This window comes from Roseovarius sp. MMSF_3359 (assembly GCF_030733385.1).
GTDB lineage: Bacteria > Pseudomonadota > Alphaproteobacteria > Rhodobacterales > Rhodobacteraceae > Roseovarius.
In genome coordinates, this window is record NZ_JASHJC010000006.1 from 231004 (window position 1) to 248517 (window position 17514).

At 60.9% G+C, this 17514-nt stretch carries 14 protein-coding genes; 6 read left to right on the plus strand and 8 right to left on the minus strand.

What is annotated here, in order from left to right; genetic code table 11:
• Positions 1 to 28: 28 nt before the first annotated feature.
• The 4 genes from RBB29_RS11195 to RBB29_RS11210 are packed head-to-tail and all read right to left on the minus strand — an operon-like array spanning position 29 to position 3984.
• Entirely contained in the window at positions 29 to 1252 is a 1224-nt protein-coding gene (locus tag RBB29_RS11195) for a class I SAM-dependent RNA methyltransferase (RefSeq protein WP_306114172.1), read from the minus strand.
• Positions 1249 to 2400, minus strand: coding sequence for a CCA tRNA nucleotidyltransferase (locus RBB29_RS11200; protein ID WP_306114171.1), 1152 nt, complete (start codon positions 2398 to 2400; stop codon positions 1249 to 1251). The genes RBB29_RS11195 and RBB29_RS11200 overlap by 4 nt, the downstream gene beginning before the upstream one ends.
• Positions 2397 to 3008: a CoA pyrophosphatase gene (locus RBB29_RS11205; RefSeq protein ID WP_371931485.1), complete on the minus strand. Its 612-nt coding sequence runs from the start codon at positions 3006 to 3008 to the stop codon at positions 2397 to 2399. The genes RBB29_RS11200 and RBB29_RS11205 overlap by 4 nt, the downstream gene beginning before the upstream one ends.
• Positions 2989 to 3984, minus strand: a complete 996-nt coding sequence (locus RBB29_RS11210; protein ID WP_306114169.1) for an Hsp33 family molecular chaperone HslO — start codon at positions 3982 to 3984, stop codon at positions 2989 to 2991. Before RBB29_RS11210 ends, RBB29_RS11205 begins: the two co-directional genes overlap by 20 nt.
• A gap of 77 nt (positions 3985 to 4061) precedes the next feature.
• On the opposite strand from RBB29_RS11210, the gene RBB29_RS11215 reads away from it, so the two are divergent.
• Complete coding sequence (locus tag RBB29_RS11215; protein WP_306114168.1) at positions 4062 to 4505, plus strand: NUDIX hydrolase; 444 nt, start codon at positions 4062 to 4064, stop codon at positions 4503 to 4505.
• Here the strand turns inward: RBB29_RS11215 and RBB29_RS11220 are convergent.
• On the minus strand, positions 4480 to 5757 hold the full coding sequence (locus tag RBB29_RS11220) for a PP2C family protein-serine/threonine phosphatase (protein ID WP_371931483.1): 1278 nt from the start codon (positions 5755 to 5757) through the stop codon (positions 4480 to 4482). The two genes, RBB29_RS11215 and RBB29_RS11220, sit on opposite strands and share 26 nt — an antisense overlap.
• 152 nt (positions 5758 to 5909) lie before the next feature.
• Between RBB29_RS11220 and RBB29_RS11225 the strand changes: the two genes are divergently transcribed.
• On the plus strand, positions 5910 to 6236 hold the full coding sequence (locus RBB29_RS11225; RefSeq protein WP_306114167.1) for an Hpt domain-containing protein: 327 nt from the start codon (positions 5910 to 5912) through the stop codon (positions 6234 to 6236).
• Here RBB29_RS11225 and ilvA read toward each other — a convergent pair.
• A complete protein-coding gene (ilvA, locus tag RBB29_RS11230) occupies positions 6233 to 7471 on the minus strand; it encodes a threonine ammonia-lyase IlvA (RefSeq protein ID WP_306114166.1) in 1239 nt (412 codons plus the stop codon). The genes RBB29_RS11225 and ilvA overlap by 4 nt on opposite strands.
• A gap of 103 nt (positions 7472 to 7574) precedes the next feature.
• Here ilvA and RBB29_RS11235 point away from each other — a divergent pair, with 103 nt between their 5' ends.
• A complete protein-coding gene (locus tag RBB29_RS11235) occupies positions 7575 to 8801 on the plus strand; it encodes an argininosuccinate synthase (protein ID WP_306114165.1) in 1227 nt (408 codons plus the stop codon).
• Between the two features lie 82 nt (positions 8802 to 8883).
• On the opposite strand, the gene RBB29_RS11240 is transcribed toward RBB29_RS11235, so the two are convergent.
• The gene (locus tag RBB29_RS11240) at positions 8884 to 9603 is read right to left on the minus strand and encodes an HAD family hydrolase (RefSeq protein ID WP_306114164.1); all 720 of its coding nucleotides are present in this window, start codon (positions 9601 to 9603) and stop codon (positions 8884 to 8886) included.
• 180 nt (positions 9604 to 9783) lie between these two features.
• On the opposite strand from RBB29_RS11240, the gene msrA reads away from it, so the two are divergent.
• Positions 9784 to 10455 (plus strand): peptide-methionine (S)-S-oxide reductase MsrA, encoded by a 672-nt coding sequence (gene msrA, locus RBB29_RS11245; RefSeq protein WP_306114163.1) that lies wholly within the window; start codon positions 9784 to 9786, stop codon positions 10453 to 10455.
• A gap of 80 nt (positions 10456 to 10535) precedes the next feature.
• Here msrA and RBB29_RS11250 read toward each other — a convergent pair whose 3' ends face one another.
• Positions 10536 to 12791: an NADP-dependent malic enzyme gene (locus RBB29_RS11250; RefSeq protein WP_306114162.1), complete on the minus strand. Its 2256-nt coding sequence runs from the start codon at positions 12789 to 12791 to the stop codon at positions 10536 to 10538.
• A 164-nt stretch (positions 12792 to 12955) separates the two neighbouring features.
• Between RBB29_RS11250 and mutS the strand changes: the two genes are divergently transcribed.
• Both mutS and RBB29_RS11260 read left to right on the plus strand, forming a co-directional pair.
• A complete protein-coding gene (mutS, locus tag RBB29_RS11255) occupies positions 12956 to 15559 on the plus strand; it encodes a DNA mismatch repair protein MutS (RefSeq protein ID WP_306114365.1) in 2604 nt (867 codons plus the stop codon).
• Positions 15556 to 17514 (plus strand): CocE/NonD family hydrolase, encoded by a 1959-nt coding sequence (locus tag RBB29_RS11260; RefSeq protein WP_306114161.1) that lies wholly within the window; start codon positions 15556 to 15558, stop codon positions 17512 to 17514. The genes mutS and RBB29_RS11260 overlap by 4 nt, the downstream gene beginning before the upstream one ends.

Consider the following 17514-nt stretch of genomic DNA (forward strand, 5'->3'; position numbering starts at 1 on the left):
CCCCTTGCGGATAGACCTAAAACGACGATCACCCGGATGTGATTGAAAATTCCGCCACAAGTTCGACATGGGTGGACCACCGGAACTGGTCCACGACCGTGACCGGCCCAAGCGCATATCCCGCCGCGATCAGCGTCGCAGCATCGCGGGCAAAACTCGTCGGATTGCAGGAAACATAAGCGATCCGGGGGATGCCGGTTTGGCAAAGTTCGGCAATCTGCGCCTGCGCCCCGGCGCGCGGCGGGTCGATCACCGCCGCGTCGAATCGCGTGAGCTCGTCCGGCAGAAGAGGTTGCCGAAAGAGGTCGCGCACCTCGTGCGTCACCTGTTTCAACCCCTGCGTCTTGCGCCAACCGGCATCGAGCGCACCTGTCATCGCGCCATCACCTTCGACGGCATGGACCTCCGATCGCATCGCAAGCGGAAGGGAGAAGGTGCCGCATCCGGCGAAAAGATCGACAATCCTTTTTGCCCCATCGGTGATCCGCGCCACCTCGGACAGCAGCGCCGCCTGTCCTTCCGCCGTTGCCTGCAGGAACGATCCCGGCGGCAGTTGCACCCGGGCCGGACCAAAGACCTTTTCGGGCGGGCGGCGGGTCGCGATCACCTCATCGCCCCAGACCAGCCGCGCCAGATCATGCGCTTCGGCAAGGTGGGCCAGCTCAATCCTGAGCGGCCCGTCAAGCGGTTTACCCTCCGAGACCGCGAGGTCCAGCCCGCTTTCCGTCACCGTCGCGGCCACGGAAATCCCGTTCTTTCGGCTTGCGCCCGCAATCGCCAGCGCTTGCGCGACCGGCAAAGCCGCCATGAGATCGGGATGCAGCAACTGGCAATCCGGGATCTCCACGACCACATCCGACCCCTTGGCATGAAACCCCGCCATCGCGCCCTTCTTGGTGCGCCGCGCGGCAAAACTTGCCCGGCGACGGCTTTGGGGCGGTGACGTCCAGATCGGCAAGAATGCCGCCTCGATCCCATGGGCGGCCAGTGCCGTCGCCACCACATCCGTTTTCCAGGTCGCCAGGAAATCGTCCGACGCATGCTGCAACTGGCATCCACCGCAGGATCGGAAATGCCGACACGGGGCCGAGACGCGATCAGATGATGGTGTTTCAATGCGAATATCGGTGAGGCGGCTGCCATCCAACACGCCGGTCACGATCTCACCCGGCAGGGTCAGCGGGGCATAGACCGGACCCTCGGCGATGCCGTCGCCCTGCTGGCCGAGGCGGATGATCTCATGGCGCGTCACAGGGCCAACAACCTGTCTTTGGTCGGCGCGAAATCCGCGTCAATCCAATGTTGTTCCAACTCTTTCAACCGCGCCCCCAGCGCCGGGCCGTCGAATTCGGGCATGAGGTCCGTGGCCTTGACCGGAAACGCTGCCGCCGCCCCGCGGGTCAGATCCGCCAGGTCACCCTGCGACGGCGGAACCTCGAACATCGCCGCGCGGAGCGTGAGGACATCGCGCCCGGTCTCGGGCCCAAACCGATATCCCAACTCGGCCGGCTTCCGCATCAACGACATCTCATTGCGCAGCAAATCGAGCTGCCGGGCCTGTGCCTTGCTGAGCCGGAGACGGTCGGATGGATCACCGCCACCCAAAGCGGCCAGCCGCCGCAGCGGGTCGGGATCCGCCGCCACCATCGCTTCAATATGCACAAGTGGCGCCAGCAGACGATCATCGGCCCCGGGCAAGACCGCAGTCAAGACGCCCCCCGCCCGCATCGCCGCAACCGCGGGCGCGGGGTCCGGCGCGGTCAGCAGTTTGATGATCTCGGCCCCAACCCGCTCGCGCGAGAGGCCCATAAGGCCTTCGACATGATCGGCAACGGCGGCAAGGCCATCGGCATCAAGCCCCTGTGCCGGATCGCCATACCAGGCATGAAACCGGAAAAACCGCAGGATGCGCAGGTAATCCTCGCGGATACGCTGCCCGGCGTCGTCGATGAACCGGACCCGCCGCGCAGTCAGGTCCGGCAAGCCGTCAAGCGGGTCGATCACCGTGCCATCGGCCATCGCATAAAGCGCATTCATCGTAAAATCCCGGCGGCGCGCATCCTCAGACACGTCCTTGGAAAACGCGACGGTCGCATGGCGGCCATGGGTTTCGATGTCCCGGCGGAACGTGGTGATTTCATGCGGGATGTGCTCGGCGACGACGGTGACCGTGCCATGATCCAACCCCGTCGGCACGGATTTGAATCCGGTCTTCCGGGCCAGTTCGATGACCTCCTCGGGCCGCGCATCGGTGGCGATGTCAATATCACCCACTGGCTCGTCGAGCAGCGCATTGCGCACGCAGCCGCCAACAAACAGCGCCTGAAACCCTGCGCCGGCGAGCATGGCGCACACCGCCTGCGACGCCGGTCTTCTGATCCAGTCGCCCGAAACCTTCATGACCGCCCCGCCGCATCGGCCATGGATCGCAGGATGCGCGCCGTTGCGCCCCAGATGTAATAGGGGCCGAAAGGCACGGTGAAGTAATGCCGCCGCGATCCCCGCCAGCGCCGCGATTGGATCAGGAAGTTTTCCGGCGTCATCACATGTGACAGCGGCACGGTGAACACCTCGTCCACCTCACCGGCCTCGGGGCGGGGGGTGAAAGGCGCCACGATCCGCGCCACAACCGGCGTCACGATGAAACCGGTCACCGTTTCATGGGATGGCAATTCGCCCAGCACCTCCACATTCGCCGGATCAAGACCAATCTCTTCGGAGGCTTCGCGCAGGGCCGTCGCGGTAATATCGGCGTCCCCCTCATCCTGCTTGCCGCCCGGAAAGGCGATCTGCCCCGGGTGATGTTTCAAAGCCGAGGAGCGTTTGGTCAGGTAAAGCCGGGCCTCGGGGCCGTTGCAGAGGATTGGCACCAGAACACTCGCCGGGCGCAGCTTGCGTCCCGGGGGCAGCACGACATCCGGGTTCAGATCGAAATCGGACGATGCGGCGCCGGTATTCGACAGCGCCGCCTTGACCGCAGAGAGGCCGTCAGGTGCCGTCACCGGGATCGCTTTCCGCCTCGAACCCAAGCGTTTTCGGGTCAAGCGTGTAATGGGCGCCGCAGAATTGACAATCGGCGGTGACCGTACCCTCGGGCGTGGTCATCTTTTCGATGTCGCGCGCCGAATAGATCGACAGGCTGCTGCGCACCCGTTCCTCGGTGCAGGTGCAGCCAAAGCGCACCGGCTGCGTGTCGAAAACCCGCGGTGTTTCCTCGTGAAAGAGCTGCACCAGAAGGTCAGTCGGCGCCACCGACGGCCCGATCAACTCCAGGTCTTCGACCGTATCCAGGAGCATGTTGACCCGCGTCCAGTTCTCCAGCTCTTCGCCATCAACGATATCCTCGGCCCCCAGCAGACCGCTTTCGCCCGAACCACCGCCCTGCGCATGCGGCGACGCCTTTGGCATATGCTGCAACATCACACCACCGGCGCGCCAATGCTCGGGGCCACCTGCCTCGGTCGATTTGCCGAAGCTCAGCGAAAACCGCGTCGGAAGCTGTTCGGATTGAGCGAAATAGGCTTCGGCGCAATCCTTGAGCCCACTGCCCGCAATCGGGGTGATCCCCTGGTAAGGTTCGGTTCCCTGTCCCTGGTCGATCAGGACGGCAAAATACCCTTCGCCCACTTGGTCGAACGGCGTCCCGTCGGTCAGGCGATCCCGGTCGAAACTGGCATAGGCGCGAATGCGGGCGCTGCCGCCCTCCTTGTCCGGGCCATAATAATCGGTGGCGATCATCCGCACCGGACCCTTCGATTGCACCTGCAGCGAAAGTTTCCAGCGCAGCTTGATCGTCTGCCCAATGAGCGCGGTCAACAGAGCCATCTCGGCCACAAGCGCCTCGACCACCGGCGGGTAATCATGCTGCTTGAGGATGCCATCCAACACGCCGTCCAGACGCGCGACACGGCCGCGAATATCCGATTGGTCAAGCTGGAACGGCAGTATCGTGTCGTCCCAGGCGATTTTCTGTCCGAGTGTCATGGGGGTTTCCTTGTGCGCCGGTTATTGGCATATCGCGTCTATATAGGCAGGGCAAGACGGGGTCCAAGGGGCAAAACATGATGCGACGGTTCGGTGAAACCCCGATTTTGACACAACGCTATACGATGCGCCCGGGTGTCTATGCGATCCTTGAACGCAACAACACCCTGCTGCTGACCCATCAGGCGGAACCGGAGCCGGAATTGCAACTTCCGGGCGGCGGTGTGGACCCGGGCGAGCATCCTTTGCAGGCGCTGCATCGCGAGGTGATGGAAGAAACCGGCTGGATCATTGCGAAACCGCGACGGCTTGGCGCCTATCGCCGGTTCACCTACATGCCGGAATATGACCTCTGGGCGGAAAAGATCTGCACCATCTATCACGCCACGCCCACGCGCCGCCTCGGCCCCCCGACGGAGGACGGCCACACCACGATCTGGGCCAGCCCGACGGTCGCGGCAACCGAGCTTGATAACTCCGGCGACCGCCATTTCGTCAAAGAATTATGGCGGCTTGCTTGAATTCCACCAGGACGGCCGAGACATCATCGGCAAAATCCTGATCGTCAGCAAAGCTCGACAGTTTCCAGATGATCGATTCGAGGCAGGCCATGCTGCGGGTCTGCCGCAGCTCGGTCAGGATCTGGCGGAAGCCGTCGTCGCCCAGCAGATTACCATCCACATCGGCACATTCCACCACTCCGTCCGAGCAGATCATCAGGCGATCCCCGGGGGCCATCGCAACCTCGAACTGGTCGTATTGCGCGCCTTCGATCAACCCGACGGGCAATCCACCCTGACCAAAAAGCTCGACCTTACCATTGGCACGCTGCACCACTGGGTGCGGGTGCCCGGCCTGCGTCATCACGATCCGGCCGGTTTCAAGATCGACATCGGCCAGCACCATCGTGAAATAAAGCTCGGTTTCAATTTCGCTCAGGAACAGGTCATTCAGGATCGAAACCGTCTCGGATGGAGGGCGTGGGACGAATTCGCCCGTTTCCGTTCTTTCCAGCGCGACGTTCTGCTCCGGCGAGGCCGAGGACAGATACCCGGCCAGCCGCGCCGTCATCAGTGCCGAGCTGATCCCGTGACCGGACACGTCGATGCCATAGACCCCGATCCGCGTGGGGCTGACCACGAACATGCCCACAAGGTCACCCCCGACATGGCCGCAGGATTGCAAAAGCATCGACACCTCGGCGGACCCGAAATCGCGATACCGGTCACTGACGAGGGATTGTTGTAGTTTCTTGGCCTCGATCAGGTCGTTGTCGAGCGAATCGTATACCGCCTGCAATTCATCCAGCGTGGAGGAAATAAGCCGGTTCTTTTCGGTCAACTCCCGCTCCATGCGCAGGATCCGTTCCCCCGCGGAGATCCGCGCGCGAAGCTCCCCGGCATTCACCGGCTTGGTCAGGAAATCATCGGCCCCGGCATCAAGGCCATGGGCGATCGCATCCTTTTCGCTCTTGGAGGTCAACAGGATGAAGTACCCATAGCTGTCCCGCGTCATCTGCCTGAATTCACGGCAAAATTCCGGACCGGTCATCCCCGGCATCATCCAGTCGCTCATCACCAGGTCGGGGGCGATGTCGCGGCACATCTCCAGGGCTTCGGACCCGGATTCCGCTTCGCGGACCTCAAACCCCCAGCGTTTGAGAGAGGCAGAAAGGATACGCCGTTGGGCACGGCTGTCATCCACGACAAGAACCTGCCGGATTACACCCGCAGCCTGCTCTTCCTGCCCGATTGATGTTGCCTGCAACGTCACGTCTGCCGCCCTATCTTGGTCACCCGCAATCTGGGACCCGCCGCTTAATAGGGTGTGAATGCTAAAATTGCCCTCAGTTTTTAAACCAACCCCTTCAGTTTATTAATCTTTCCGCGTCACGATCACACCAAAGGCAAAGGTGAGGACCGGCTATGATCGACTGGGACCGCGTAAACGAACTGCGTGATGAAATTGGGGCCGAGGATTTCTCGGAAGTGGTGGAGATCTTTCTTGAGGAGGTCGAGGAAGAGATGACCAAACTCTCCGCCGACGCGGACCGGCAGGACCTCGAATCCACCGTGCATTTCCTCAAGGGAAGCGCCCTGAACCTCGGGTTTTCGCATTTCTCGACGCTCTGCCAGAAAAACGAAACCGCCGCGCGGGGCGGCGACGCCGTTGACGTGGACGCCCTGAAAAGCAGCTATGCAGCATCGAAATCCGAATTCCTCGAGGCCCTTGATGCGCCCGACGCGGCCTAGATCAGGAACTGCGCCAGGACATCGTCATTGGTGATATCGCGATAGGTGAAACCGGCCTCCGCCAGTTTCTGCTCCAGGATCTCGAAGTTCTCCGCTTGGTTGGTTTCGATCCCGATCAGGACAGAGCCAAAATTGCGCGCTGATTTTTTGAGGTATTCGAACCGGGCAATATCGTCGTCCGGCCCCAACATCGACAGGAATTCCTTGAGCGCCCCGGGCCGTTGCGGCAGGCGCAGCACGAAATACTTCTTGATACCGATATGCCGCTGCGCGCGCTCCTTGACCTCGGGCAGCCGTTCGAAATCGAAATTGCTGCCTGACGTGACGCAGACAACGGTCTTTCCCGCGATCTGATCCGCGACATCCTTGAGCGCATCGACCGCCAAAGCCCCGGCAGGTTCCAAAACCACGCCTTCGACATTCAACATCTCGAGCATGGTCGTGCAAAGCCGATCTTCGGCCACGGTGATCGCGTCCGCCGGATCAAGATCCGACAGATGGGCAAATGTTTTCTCGCCGATTCGCGCCACGGCGGCACCATCGGCGAAATTATCGATATGATTGAGGCTGACCGGCGCACCGGCCTTCAACGCCGCCCCCAGACACGCGCCACCGGATGGCTCAACCAGCGTATAGGCCAGGTCCGAGCCAAAAAACCCGCGCACCCCGGAGGACAGGCCACCGCCCCCAACCGGCATGATGATCCGGTCCGGCAGTCCACCCATCTGCCGCATGATTTCCACCGCGACCGACGCCTGCCCCTCGATCACATCCTCATCATCAAAGGGCGACAGGAAGTGACCGCCAGTCTCGGTGCAATAGGCCTTTGCCGAGGCGAGTGTATCGTCGAAATAATCACCGGTCAGCCGCACGGAAATCGCCGATCCGCCAAACTTTTCGGTCTGGTTGATCTTCTGCTGCGGGGTCGTCACCGGCATGAAGATCGTCCCCCGAACCCCGAAATGCCGGCACATGAAGGCCACGCCCTGCGCGTGATTGCCGGCGCTCGCGCACACAAATTGTCTGGTGTCGGGGGTCACTGCCAGAACCTTGCGCATCGCGTTGAACGCCCCGCGCAGTTTATAGGACCGAACCGGGGTCAGGTCTTCGCGCTTGAGCAGAATATTGGCGCCATAGCGGTCCGAAAGATGTTCGTTGCGCTGCAAGGGCGTCTCTGCAAACACGTCGCGCATCGCGGCCTCGGCGGCGCGGGCTCTATCCTGAAAACTCTCCATCCGGTGATCTGTGGCCCAGGCAAGGCAGTCATGCAAGCCCTGACCTTGCCCCGCGTCCCAAAACCCGATAAGCGCCGGGCAAATCTGACACGAGGGAAACCAAATGACCGCGCCCAAGAAAGTTGTGCTGGCTTATTCCGGCGGCCTAGATACGTCGATCATCCTGAAATGGCTGCAGTCCGAATATGGCTGCGAAGTGGTCACTTTTACCGCCGATCTGGGCCAGGGCGAGGAGTTGGAGCCCGCACGTCAGAAGGCCGAGCTTCTGGGCATCAAGCCCGAGAACATCTTCATCGAAGATGTCCGCGAAGAGTTCGTGCGCGATTTCGTCTTCCCAATGTTCCGGGCAAATGCCGTCTATGAAGGTCTTTACCTTCTGGGCACGTCAATCGCGCGGCCGCTCATTTCCAAGCGACTTGTCGAAATCGCGGCCGAAACCGGCGCCGACGCGGTCGCACATGGCGCCACTGGCAAGGGCAACGACCAGGTGCGGTTCGAACTGGCGGCCTATGCGCTCAACCCTGATATCAAGGTCATCGCACCCTGGCGTGAATGGGACCTGACCAGCCGCACGAAGCTCATCGACTTCGCCGAGAAAAACCAGATCCCGATCGCCAAGGACAAGCGCGGCGAAGCGCCGTTTTCGGTTGACGCCAACCTTCTGCACACCTCGTCCGAGGGCAAGGTGCTCGAAGACCCCGCGGTGGACGCGCCAGATTACGTTTATCAGCGGACCGTGCATCCCGAAGATGCCCCCAACGAGGCGGAGTTCATCGAGATCGGTTTTGAAAAAGGCGACGCGGTCAGCATCAATGGCGAGGCCCTGAGCCCCGCAACCATCCTGACCAAGCTCAACGAATATGGCGGCAAACACGGGATCGGGCGGCTCGATCTGGTTGAAGGCCGCTTCGTGGGCATGAAATCGCGGGGCATCTATGAAACCCCGGGCGGCACGATCCTGCTGGAAGCGCATCGCGGTATCGAATCGATCACCATGGATCGCGGCGCGATGCACCTCAAGGATCAGCTCATGCCGCAATATGCCGAGCTGATCTATAACGGTTTCTGGTACAGCCCCGAGCGGTCGATGCTGCAAGCGGCGATTGACGCCTCGCAACAGCATGTGACCGGCACGGTGCGCGTGAAGCTCTACAAAGGGTCCGCCCGTACCGTGGGCCGCTGGTCGGATCACTCGCTTTACTCCGAGGCGCATGTGACCTTCGAAGAGGATGCCGGTGCCTACGATCAGAAAGACGCTGCAGGTTTCATCCAGTTGAACGCGCTGCGCCTGAAACTTCTGGCGGCGAGGGATCGTCGCCTTAAGGGCTGACACGGGTTCATAAAACCGGATCAGACGGGTGTTTGCCGCTGATCCGGTATAGTGCTGCGTCTTCGGGATGCTTTATCCTTGGTTAGCTGCCCAGCGCGGCCGCCCTTAGTTTTTCATAGGCCGGCATCGCCGCATCGGCCAGTTGCGCCTGCGTGTCGGTGAGGTCGGGCAGCGGCCCCTCGGCGGCGGCAAACCCGGTGGAGCGATGTACCGCACCATACCAATGCGCGGCCCAGACGCCATCATCCGCGTGACCCCCCGCGTGCCATTGCAGCATCGCCGGATCCCAGGGCAGGTCGATGACCGCGCATAGCCTTTTCAACATGGTTTCCGGATCGCGCCGGATATCAGCAGAATCGATTACGACCGGAGAAGCGCCAAGCATGGTGAGTTGGTCAAACAACTCGGCCTGCTGAACAAACCCGATATCTTCCAGCGTAGGATTATCGAACTTCGCCGAAAAGCTCGCAGCAACACGGGCCGGGTGCCGGATCAAGAACACATTGGTCACCTGCGACACCCAATCTCGCGGAACGCCGGGGATCATGTGCTGTGACATGTGCTTTTGATAGAAATGCGGTTTTTGGGCAGGAACAGAGCCTAATAATTCATCAATGACCACATTCGGATCAGTGGATTGGGACGCGATGATGTCATCCCGCATCGGATGGTCCAGGCCAGTTTGGGTCAGATAAGCCGCATAGAACGGTTCGTCCACCACCGCGAAATCCGATCGCGCGCCAAAGGCATACATCATCGCGGTACTCAGGTTGCGTGGCCCCGACCACATGGCAATTCGCATTTAGAGAAGTCCCCTGTCCGGGAGGGCGGGTTTCTGCCCTCAAATGTTACAGCGCACGCTAATTCCGCACTGATTCAGAGCCAAGGGGTAAATTGGTGTCACCACCCTGTGAGATTTGGTTTCAGCCGCTTGGCGGGAGTCCGTGCTTGGGTCAATGTGACTTCAAACGGAGGATGCGTCATGGTGGCGATTGATTTCAAACACTTCAAAACAGGTCTCTTGGCTGCGCTGATCGTCGTCGGCCTTGGGATCCAGTGTCAGAAGGCACATGCGGCAAGCAGCGAAACGCTGATTGTGGCGGGCGGCTGCTTCTGGTGCGTCGAATCGGATTTTGAATCCGTCCGCGGTGTGACCGACGCGGTCTCGGGATATACCGGCGGCACAGCCAAGAACCCGACCTACAAGCAGGTCACCAAGGGCGGCACGGGCCACTACGAGGCCGTCAAAATCACGTTCGACCCGGCGCAGGTTAGCCGCGCGCAGCTTCTGAACATGTTCTTCCGCTCGGTGGATCCGACGGACGCAGGCGGTCAGTTTTGTGATCGCGGCGACAGCTATCGAACAGCCGTTTTCGTGTCCAATGCCAGCGAGAAGAAAGCCGCCGAGGCTGCCATTGCCAAAGCGCAAAGCGACCTTGGACAGAGGATCGTAACGCCAATCCTGCAAGCCAAGACGTTTTACAACGCCGAAGATTACCACCAGGACTATTACAAGGGTAAGAAGCTGGTCGTGACGCGGTTCGGACCCAAGCGACAATCAGAGGCCTATAAACGCTATCGCAAGGCCTGCGGACGCGACAAGCGAGTGAAGCAGCTATGGGGCTCCGCCGCTCCCTTCGCGGCCAAGTACTAAGCCAGAAAACGAGAAATGGGGATGGTCAATACCACCCCATTTCAGTGTCTATTCCAGCCCGATACTCGATTTTCTGCGGCTCAGCCGACTTTACACGCCGCCAGAACCGCCATGTTCAGGATGTCATTCGCAGTGAAGTTGGTTGAACAGATCTGAATTGATTGGTCGACCCCCGCGAGGATCGGGCCCACAACGGTCGCACCGCCCATCTCCTGCATCAACTTGACCGAAATCGACGCCGAGTGCCGCGCCGGGACCACCAGAACATTCGCGGGGCCGGTCAGCCGCTGGAACGGATAAGCCTCCTGCGCCGTGGTGTTGAGCGCAACGTCCACGGTCATCTCGCCCTCGAACTCGAAATCCACACCACGCGCTTCCAGCACCTTGGGCGCCAAGTGCATCTTCTCCGCTCGTTCCGACCGAGGATAACCGAAGGTCGAAAAACTCACGAAAGCCACGCGCGGATCGACACCGAGGTGACGGGCGACTCCGGCGGCGCGTTCAGCGATATTCGCAAGATCCTCCTGGTCCGGCCATTCATGCACCAGCGTATCGGCAATAAAGACAATCCGCCCCTTGTGCATGATCGCGGTGACGCCTACGGCGCCATGCTCTGCGTCAGCGTCAAAGACATGGTTGATCAACTCCAGAACATGCGCCGATTTGCGCGTCGCACCAGTGACCAGCCCGTCGCCATGACCATGCGCCAGCATCAGGGATGAAAACACATGCCGGTCCCGCGCCGCCAGACGATGCACATCCTGATGGTCGATGCCCTTTCGCTGCAGCCGGGAATACAGGAAATCCTTGTACTGATCGAGGTAAGCAGTGTTGGCCGCATTCACGATTTCCAGCTCGGCGACCGCATCGCCCATGCCCGCCGCTTCCAGCTTTTCTTTCACATCCGCCTCGCGACCGACAACCAGCGCATGACCGAAGCCCGACCGCTGATATTGCACGGCCGCGCGCAGCACTCGGGGATCGTCGCCCTCAGCAAAGATCATCCGAGCCTGCGCTGCGCGGGCGCGGGCGTTGATCGACCGCATGATGCTCGCCGTGGGGTCCATCCGGGTTTTCAGCGTCACCTCATAGGCATCCATATCCACGATCGGCCGCCGTGCGGCGCCGGTATCCATGCAAGCCTTCGCCACCGCCGGCGGGATGGTGTGGATCAGGCGCGGATCAAACGGCGCCGGGATGATGTAATCGCGCCCGAAGGTCAGTTTGCGCCCATAGGCCATGTCGACCTCGTCTGGCACATCCTCGCGCGCGAGTTTCGCCAATGCCTCGGCGCAGGCGATCTTCATCTCGTCATTGATCGCCCGTGCATGCACGTCAAGCGCCCCGCGGAAGAGATAGGGAAACCCAAGTACGTTATTGACCTGATTGGGATAATCGCTGCGCCCGGTGGCGACGATGGCATCTGCGCGGACGGCATGGGCCTCTTCGGGCGTGATTTCGGGATCGGGATTAGCCATCGCGAAAATCACCGGGTCACTGGCCATCGACGCAACCATATCTTCAGTCACCGCGCCCTTGACGCTGACGCCGAGGAACACATCCGCGCCCTTCATCGCCTCTTCGAGCGTACGCAATTCCGTGTTCACCGCATGGGCGGATTTCCACTGGTTCATGCCCTCGGTCCGGCCCTGGTAAATCACGCCCTTGGTGTCGCAGACGACGCAATTGTCGTGCTTGGCGCCCATTGCCTTGAGCAGCTCGATACAGGCGATCCCCGCTGCCCCGGCACCGTTCAAAACGATCCGCACATCGCCGATTTTCTTGCCGCTCAGGTGCAGCGCGTTGATAAGCCCGGCGGCGCAGATCACGGCGGTCCCATGCTGATCGTCATGGAAGACGGGGATATCCATCACCTCTTTCAACCGCTGTTCGATAATGAAACATTCCGGCGCCTTGATGTCTTCGAGGTTGATGCCGCCAAAGGTCGGCCCCATCAGCTTGACCGCATTGATGAACGCCTCGGGATCTTCGGTATCAAGCTCGATATCAATCGAATTCACATCGGCGAAGCGTTTGAAAAGAACGGCCTTCCCTTCCATCACCGGCTTACCACCCAGCGCGCCCAGATTGCCAAGCCCCAGAACGGCGGTACCGTTCGAAATCACCGCCACAAGGTTGCCCTTGTTGGTGTAGTCATAGGCCGTCTCGGGGTTCTCCGCGATGGCGAGGCACGGCACGGCGACCCCCGGCGAATAGGCCAGCGACAGGTCGCGTTGGGTGGTCATCGGCACCGTCGCCTGGATCTCGAACTTGCCGGGCGTGGGTTCGAGGTGAAAGGCCAGCGCCTCTTCGGGGGTAAACTTGGTTTTTGCCATGATCGGTGCCTGTCATCTCGGAACGGTATCAGGCATCCATAGCCGGGCTTTGGAAAAGCCTCAACCGGATGGCGGTTTTACCTTTCGCCCATGCCTGTCGGTTTGTAAGCTCCCGGCGAACCGAGGGGGTGATCGTGACGTCTGCCAAATCCGCCGTGACGCCGATGATGGCGCAATATCTCGAGATCAAGGCGCAATATACCAATGCGCTTTTGTTTTATCGGATGGGCGATTTCTATGAGCTGTTCTTTGATGATGCCGTGGCCGCCAGTGCCGCGCTTGATATCGCGCTCACCAAACGCGGCAAACACCTGGGCGAGGATATCGCGATGTGCGGCGTCCCGGTTCACTCCGCCGAAGGGTATCTGCTGACCCTCATCCGTAAAGGCTTCCGCGTCGCCGTCTGCGAGCAGATGGAAAGCCCGGCGGAAGCGAAAAAGCGCGGGTCGAAATCCGTCGTAAAGCGCGACGTGATCCGGCTGGTCACGCCCGGAACCTTGACGGAGGAGAGCCTGCTTGACGCAAGGCGGCACAATTACCTGGCCAGTTTTGCCGAGGTCCGCGGCGCACATGCGCTGGCCTGGGTCGATATCTCGACCGGGTCTTTCCGGGTCATGCCGATATCCGCGGTCCGCCTGGGGCCGGAGCTTGCGCGACTCGCGCCAAGCGAGGTTGTGATCGCGGATGGCACGGACCTGGCAGAAATAGTGACTGAATCTGGCGCATCATACACGCCCCTTGGCCGCGCAGCCTTTGACAGCACCGGGGGCGAAAAACGCCTCTGCGCGCTCTTCGGGGTTGGGACCCTGGATGCCTTCGGGCAGTTTTCCCGCCCCGAGATTGCGGCGATGGGCGCGATTGTCGAGTATCTGGAGATCACCCAGAAGGGTAAGCTGCCTTTGCTGCGCCCGCCGGTACGGGAAGATCATACCGAGGTTCTGCAGATCGACGCGGCGACACGGCGTAACCTCGAACTGACACATGCGCTTTCCGGTGGGCGTGCCGGATCGTTGCTGTCGTCGATTGATCGCACCGTCACCGCCGGGGGCGGGCGACTATTGGAGCGACGCTTGTCGAGCCCGTCGCGGCAGTTGGATGTGATCAACGCACGGCACGATTCCGTGGCTTTTGCGGTGGAACAGTCTCGATTGTCAGGACAGTTGCGCGAAACACTGCGCAAAGTGCCAGATCTCGATCGGGCACTGTCCCGGCTGGGGCTTGACCGCGGGGGGCCGCGCGATCTTGCCGCCATTCGCAATGGGCTGGAACAGGCCGCCGAGCTGGCAGAGCTGTTGGCGACCCATGATCTCCCGGCCTTGTTGCAGGCCGCCATCGGATCGCTTCGGGGTCACAGCGACCTGACTGAAATGCTGGAACGGGCACTTGTAGCTGAACCCCCATTGCTGGTCCGCGACGGCGGGTTCATTGCCGAAGGCTATGACGCCGAACTCGACGATTGCCGCAAGTTGCGAGACGAAGGACGCGGCGTGATTGCGGCGATGCAGGCGGAGTACGCCGAGTTGACCGGCATCCAATCCCTCAAGATCAAGCACAACAACGTGCTGGGCTATTTCGTCGAAGTCACCAGTACTCATGCCGACAAAATGCTGTCGGAGCCGCTGAGCGAGACGTTCAAACATCGCCAGACCACGGCCAATCAGGTCCGCTTCACCACTGTCCCCCTGAGCGAGATGGAAACCAGGATTCTGAATGCTGGCGGACGGGCGATTGAGATCGAAAAGCGGCTCTATGACACCCTGAAAGACGCCATTCTGGAAAAATCCGCCGAGGTCGCGCAGGCCGCCCGTGCCCTGGCCGAGATGGATCTGACGACGGCGCTTGCTGACCTCGCAACCGGAGAGAACTGGTGTCGGCCCAAGGTCGATACCAGCCGCGCGCTCAAGATAACCGACGGACGCCATCCGGTTGTCGAACAGGCCCTGCGAACGCAGGACGGCAGCCCTTTCATCGCCAATGACAGCGATCTGGGCGATGGCGCCAATATCTGGCTGCTGACCGGCCCGAACATGGCAGGTAAATCGACCTACCTGCGGCAGAATGCGCTGATTGCCGTGCTGGCGCAGATGGGCAGCTATGTACCCGCGCATTCGGCGCATATCGGGCTGGTCAGCCAGCTGTTCAGCCGGGTGGGCGCGTCCGACGACCTGGCGCGGGGCCGGTCCACTTTCATGGTTGAGATGGTCGAAACCGCGGCCATACTCAACCAGGCGGACGATCATGCGCTGGTGATCCTCGATGAAATCGGGCGCGGCACGGCCACTTATGATGGCCTCTCAATCGCCTGGGCGACGCTTGAACACCTGCATGACGTGAACGGCTGCCGCGCCCTATTCGCGACCCATTACCACGAAATGACGAATCTCAGCGACAAGCTGGCGCGCGTCGAAAACGCCACCGTCGCGGTCAAGGAACATGATGGCGAGGTGATTTTCCTGCACGAGGTCCGGCAAGGTGCTGCGGATCGTTCTTACGGGGTGCAGGTCGCCAAGCTCGCCGGGCTGCCGGATGCTGTCGTTGCACGGGCGCGGGTGGTTCTCGATGCGCTGGAAAAGGGTGAACGCGAAGGCGGCACCGCGCAGAAAGCATTGATTGACGACCTGCCACTTTTTGCCGCGACACCGCCACCGCCTCCTGTCCCCACAAAAACCTCCGAAGTCGAGGAGCGGCTTGCAGAAGTCCTCCCCGATGACCTGACCGCGCGGGAGGCGTTAAACCTGATCTACGAGCTCAAGGATTTGCTGCGATGATCATTCATCCGGATATGGCGATAACGCTCCCCGACGGTACGCGCCTGTCGGCGCGGGTTTGGATGCCTGATAACGCGGAATCAGAGCCTGTTCCTGCGATACTTGAGTATTTGCCCTATCGAAAATCCGACGGTACGGCAGCGCGAGACCACGGCATGCACCTGCATTTCGCCCGCGCCGGATACGCCTGCCTTCGGGTGGATCGGCGAGGGTGCGGCGATAGTGAAGGGCTCTTTGACGACGAATACTCCGAGCAGGAATTGCAGGATGGCGTCGACATCATCAACTGGATCGCGGCACAGCCCTGGTGCACCGGAAAGGTCGGGATCCAGGGGATCAGTTGGGGCGGGTTCAACGGGCTTCAGATCGCGGCGCGCGCGCCCGAGGCGCTCAAGGCGGTCATCAGCATTGGCACGACGGTCGATCGTTACCACGATGACATCCATTACAAAGGCGGCATTCAACTTAGCGAAAATATCGGCTGGGCCGCGACCGTCTCTTCCTGGTTTTCGATGCCACCGGATCCGGCGCTGCGCCCTGATTGGCGCGAGATGTGGCTTCAGCGACTGGAAAACGCGCCGTTTCTGGCAAGCCGCTGGATGCACCATGCGGACCGCGACGATTACTGGAAACACGGATCGGTTTGCGAAGACTACGGTGCAATAAAGGCACCGGTTCTAGTGATGGGCGGGCTGCATGACGGCTATCGCAACGCCATGGCGGCATTGGTGGGCGGGATGAGCGCCCCGGTCAAAGGCGTCGCCGGACCGTGGAACCACAAATACCCGAACATCAGCACCATTGAGCCGTCCATTGACTATCTTGGTAAGGCGCTCAGGTGGTGGGATCACTGGTTAAAAGGCGTCGATACGGGCGTTGAGGCCGACCCCACCTATCGAACCTATGTGATGGACAGCATCAAACCGGATCCAGCCCTTTCCTTCCGGCCTGGTCGATGGTTTGGATTGAAGGGTGATCCGCGCGACGCCGTCGAGATCGAAGAACTCGGCCTTGGCGACGGCACACTTGGCCATAGAGCGCCGTTTTCAGCGGAATTAGTGACTGATTTGCGATGTGGGCGCAGTTGCGGTGAATTCTTTCCTTTCGGGTTCGGACCCGGAGAATTGCCGGACGACCAAAACCATGATGATCGCCTGTCGCTATGCTTTGAAAGCGAGCCGACCAGTAACGGCCGCGATCTTTTCGGCGCGCCGGAACTCACCCTTCAGGTGGCGGCAAACGGACCACGGGCGCAGATCGCGGCCCGGCTTTGTGACGTCCGGCCGGATGGCACATCGGCGCTTATCACGATGGGGCTGCTGAATTTGCGGCATCGCAACGGCTTTGATGCTGCCGAGGAACTGGTAGCGAATACGGCGTATGACGTTTCGCTGAACCTGGATCAGGCATCGTATCACCTCCCCGCAGGTCATCGGTTGCGGCTTGCGATCTCTGGCAGCTATTGGCCATTTTGCTGGCCTGAGGGGCAGGATGTAACGCTGACCATCAGCGGCGGAACCTTGTCTTTGCCTTGGCTTGACCCGGATAAGGCGGTGCCCGTTGATTTCGATCCGCCCGTTGAGATGGAAGAACGGGCCTACCAACAACTCAAGACCGGAAATGAGCGCAAAGAGTGGCGGGAGGATCCCGCATCGGGCCGACAGACGCTAGAGATATCCGGCGATCACGGACGGCGGCTGGATACTGAGACGGGTTTGATCACCGAAAGCGCGGTGAGCGAGCGATGGGAGATTACCCCAACCGACCCGGCGAGCGCGCAGGTCGAGATCACCTGGACGCGGTCGCTCGGACGCGGCGATTGGGAGGTCAGCAGCAAGGTCGTCACGCGAATGCGCGGCGAGGCGGATGCGTTTGTCGTTCATCAACATGTTGAGGCTTTTGAAGGCACCCAAAAAGTCTTTGACCGGCAATATTCAGACACGATTCCACGCTGA

Bases quoted from the DNA above. Each gene is read 5' to 3' on its own strand.
- RBB29_RS11200 (WP_306114171.1), bottom strand. From the start codon at position 2,400: ATGAAGGTTTCGGGCGACTGGATCAGAAGACCGGCGTCGCAGGCGGTG.
- RBB29_RS11210 (WP_306114169.1), bottom strand. From the start codon at position 3,984: ATGACACTCGGACAGAAAATCGCCTGGGACGACACGATACTGCCGTTC.
- RBB29_RS11215 (WP_306114168.1), top strand. From the start codon at position 4,062: ATGATGCGACGGTTCGGTGAAACCCCGATTTTGACACAACGCTATACG.
- RBB29_RS11225 (WP_306114167.1), top strand. From the start codon at position 5,910: ATGATCGACTGGGACCGCGTAAACGAACTGCGTGATGAAATTGGGGCC.
- ilvA (WP_306114166.1), bottom strand. From the start codon at position 7,471: ATGGAGAGTTTTCAGGATAGAGCCCGCGCCGCCGAGGCCGCGATGCGC.
- RBB29_RS11235 (WP_306114165.1), top strand. From the start codon at position 7,575: ATGACCGCGCCCAAGAAAGTTGTGCTGGCTTATTCCGGCGGCCTAGAT.
- RBB29_RS11240 (WP_306114164.1), bottom strand. From the start codon at position 9,603: ATGCGAATTGCCATGTGGTCGGGGCCACGCAACCTGAGTACCGCGATG.
- msrA (WP_306114163.1), top strand. From the start codon at position 9,784: ATGGTGGCGATTGATTTCAAACACTTCAAAACAGGTCTCTTGGCTGCG.
- RBB29_RS11250 (WP_306114162.1), bottom strand. From the start codon at position 12,791: ATGGCAAAAACCAAGTTTACCCCCGAAGAGGCGCTGGCCTTTCACCTC.
- mutS (WP_306114365.1), top strand. From the start codon at position 12,956: ATGATGGCGCAATATCTCGAGATCAAGGCGCAATATACCAATGCGCTT.
- RBB29_RS11260 (WP_306114161.1), top strand. From the start codon at position 15,556: ATGATCATTCATCCGGATATGGCGATAACGCTCCCCGACGGTACGCGC.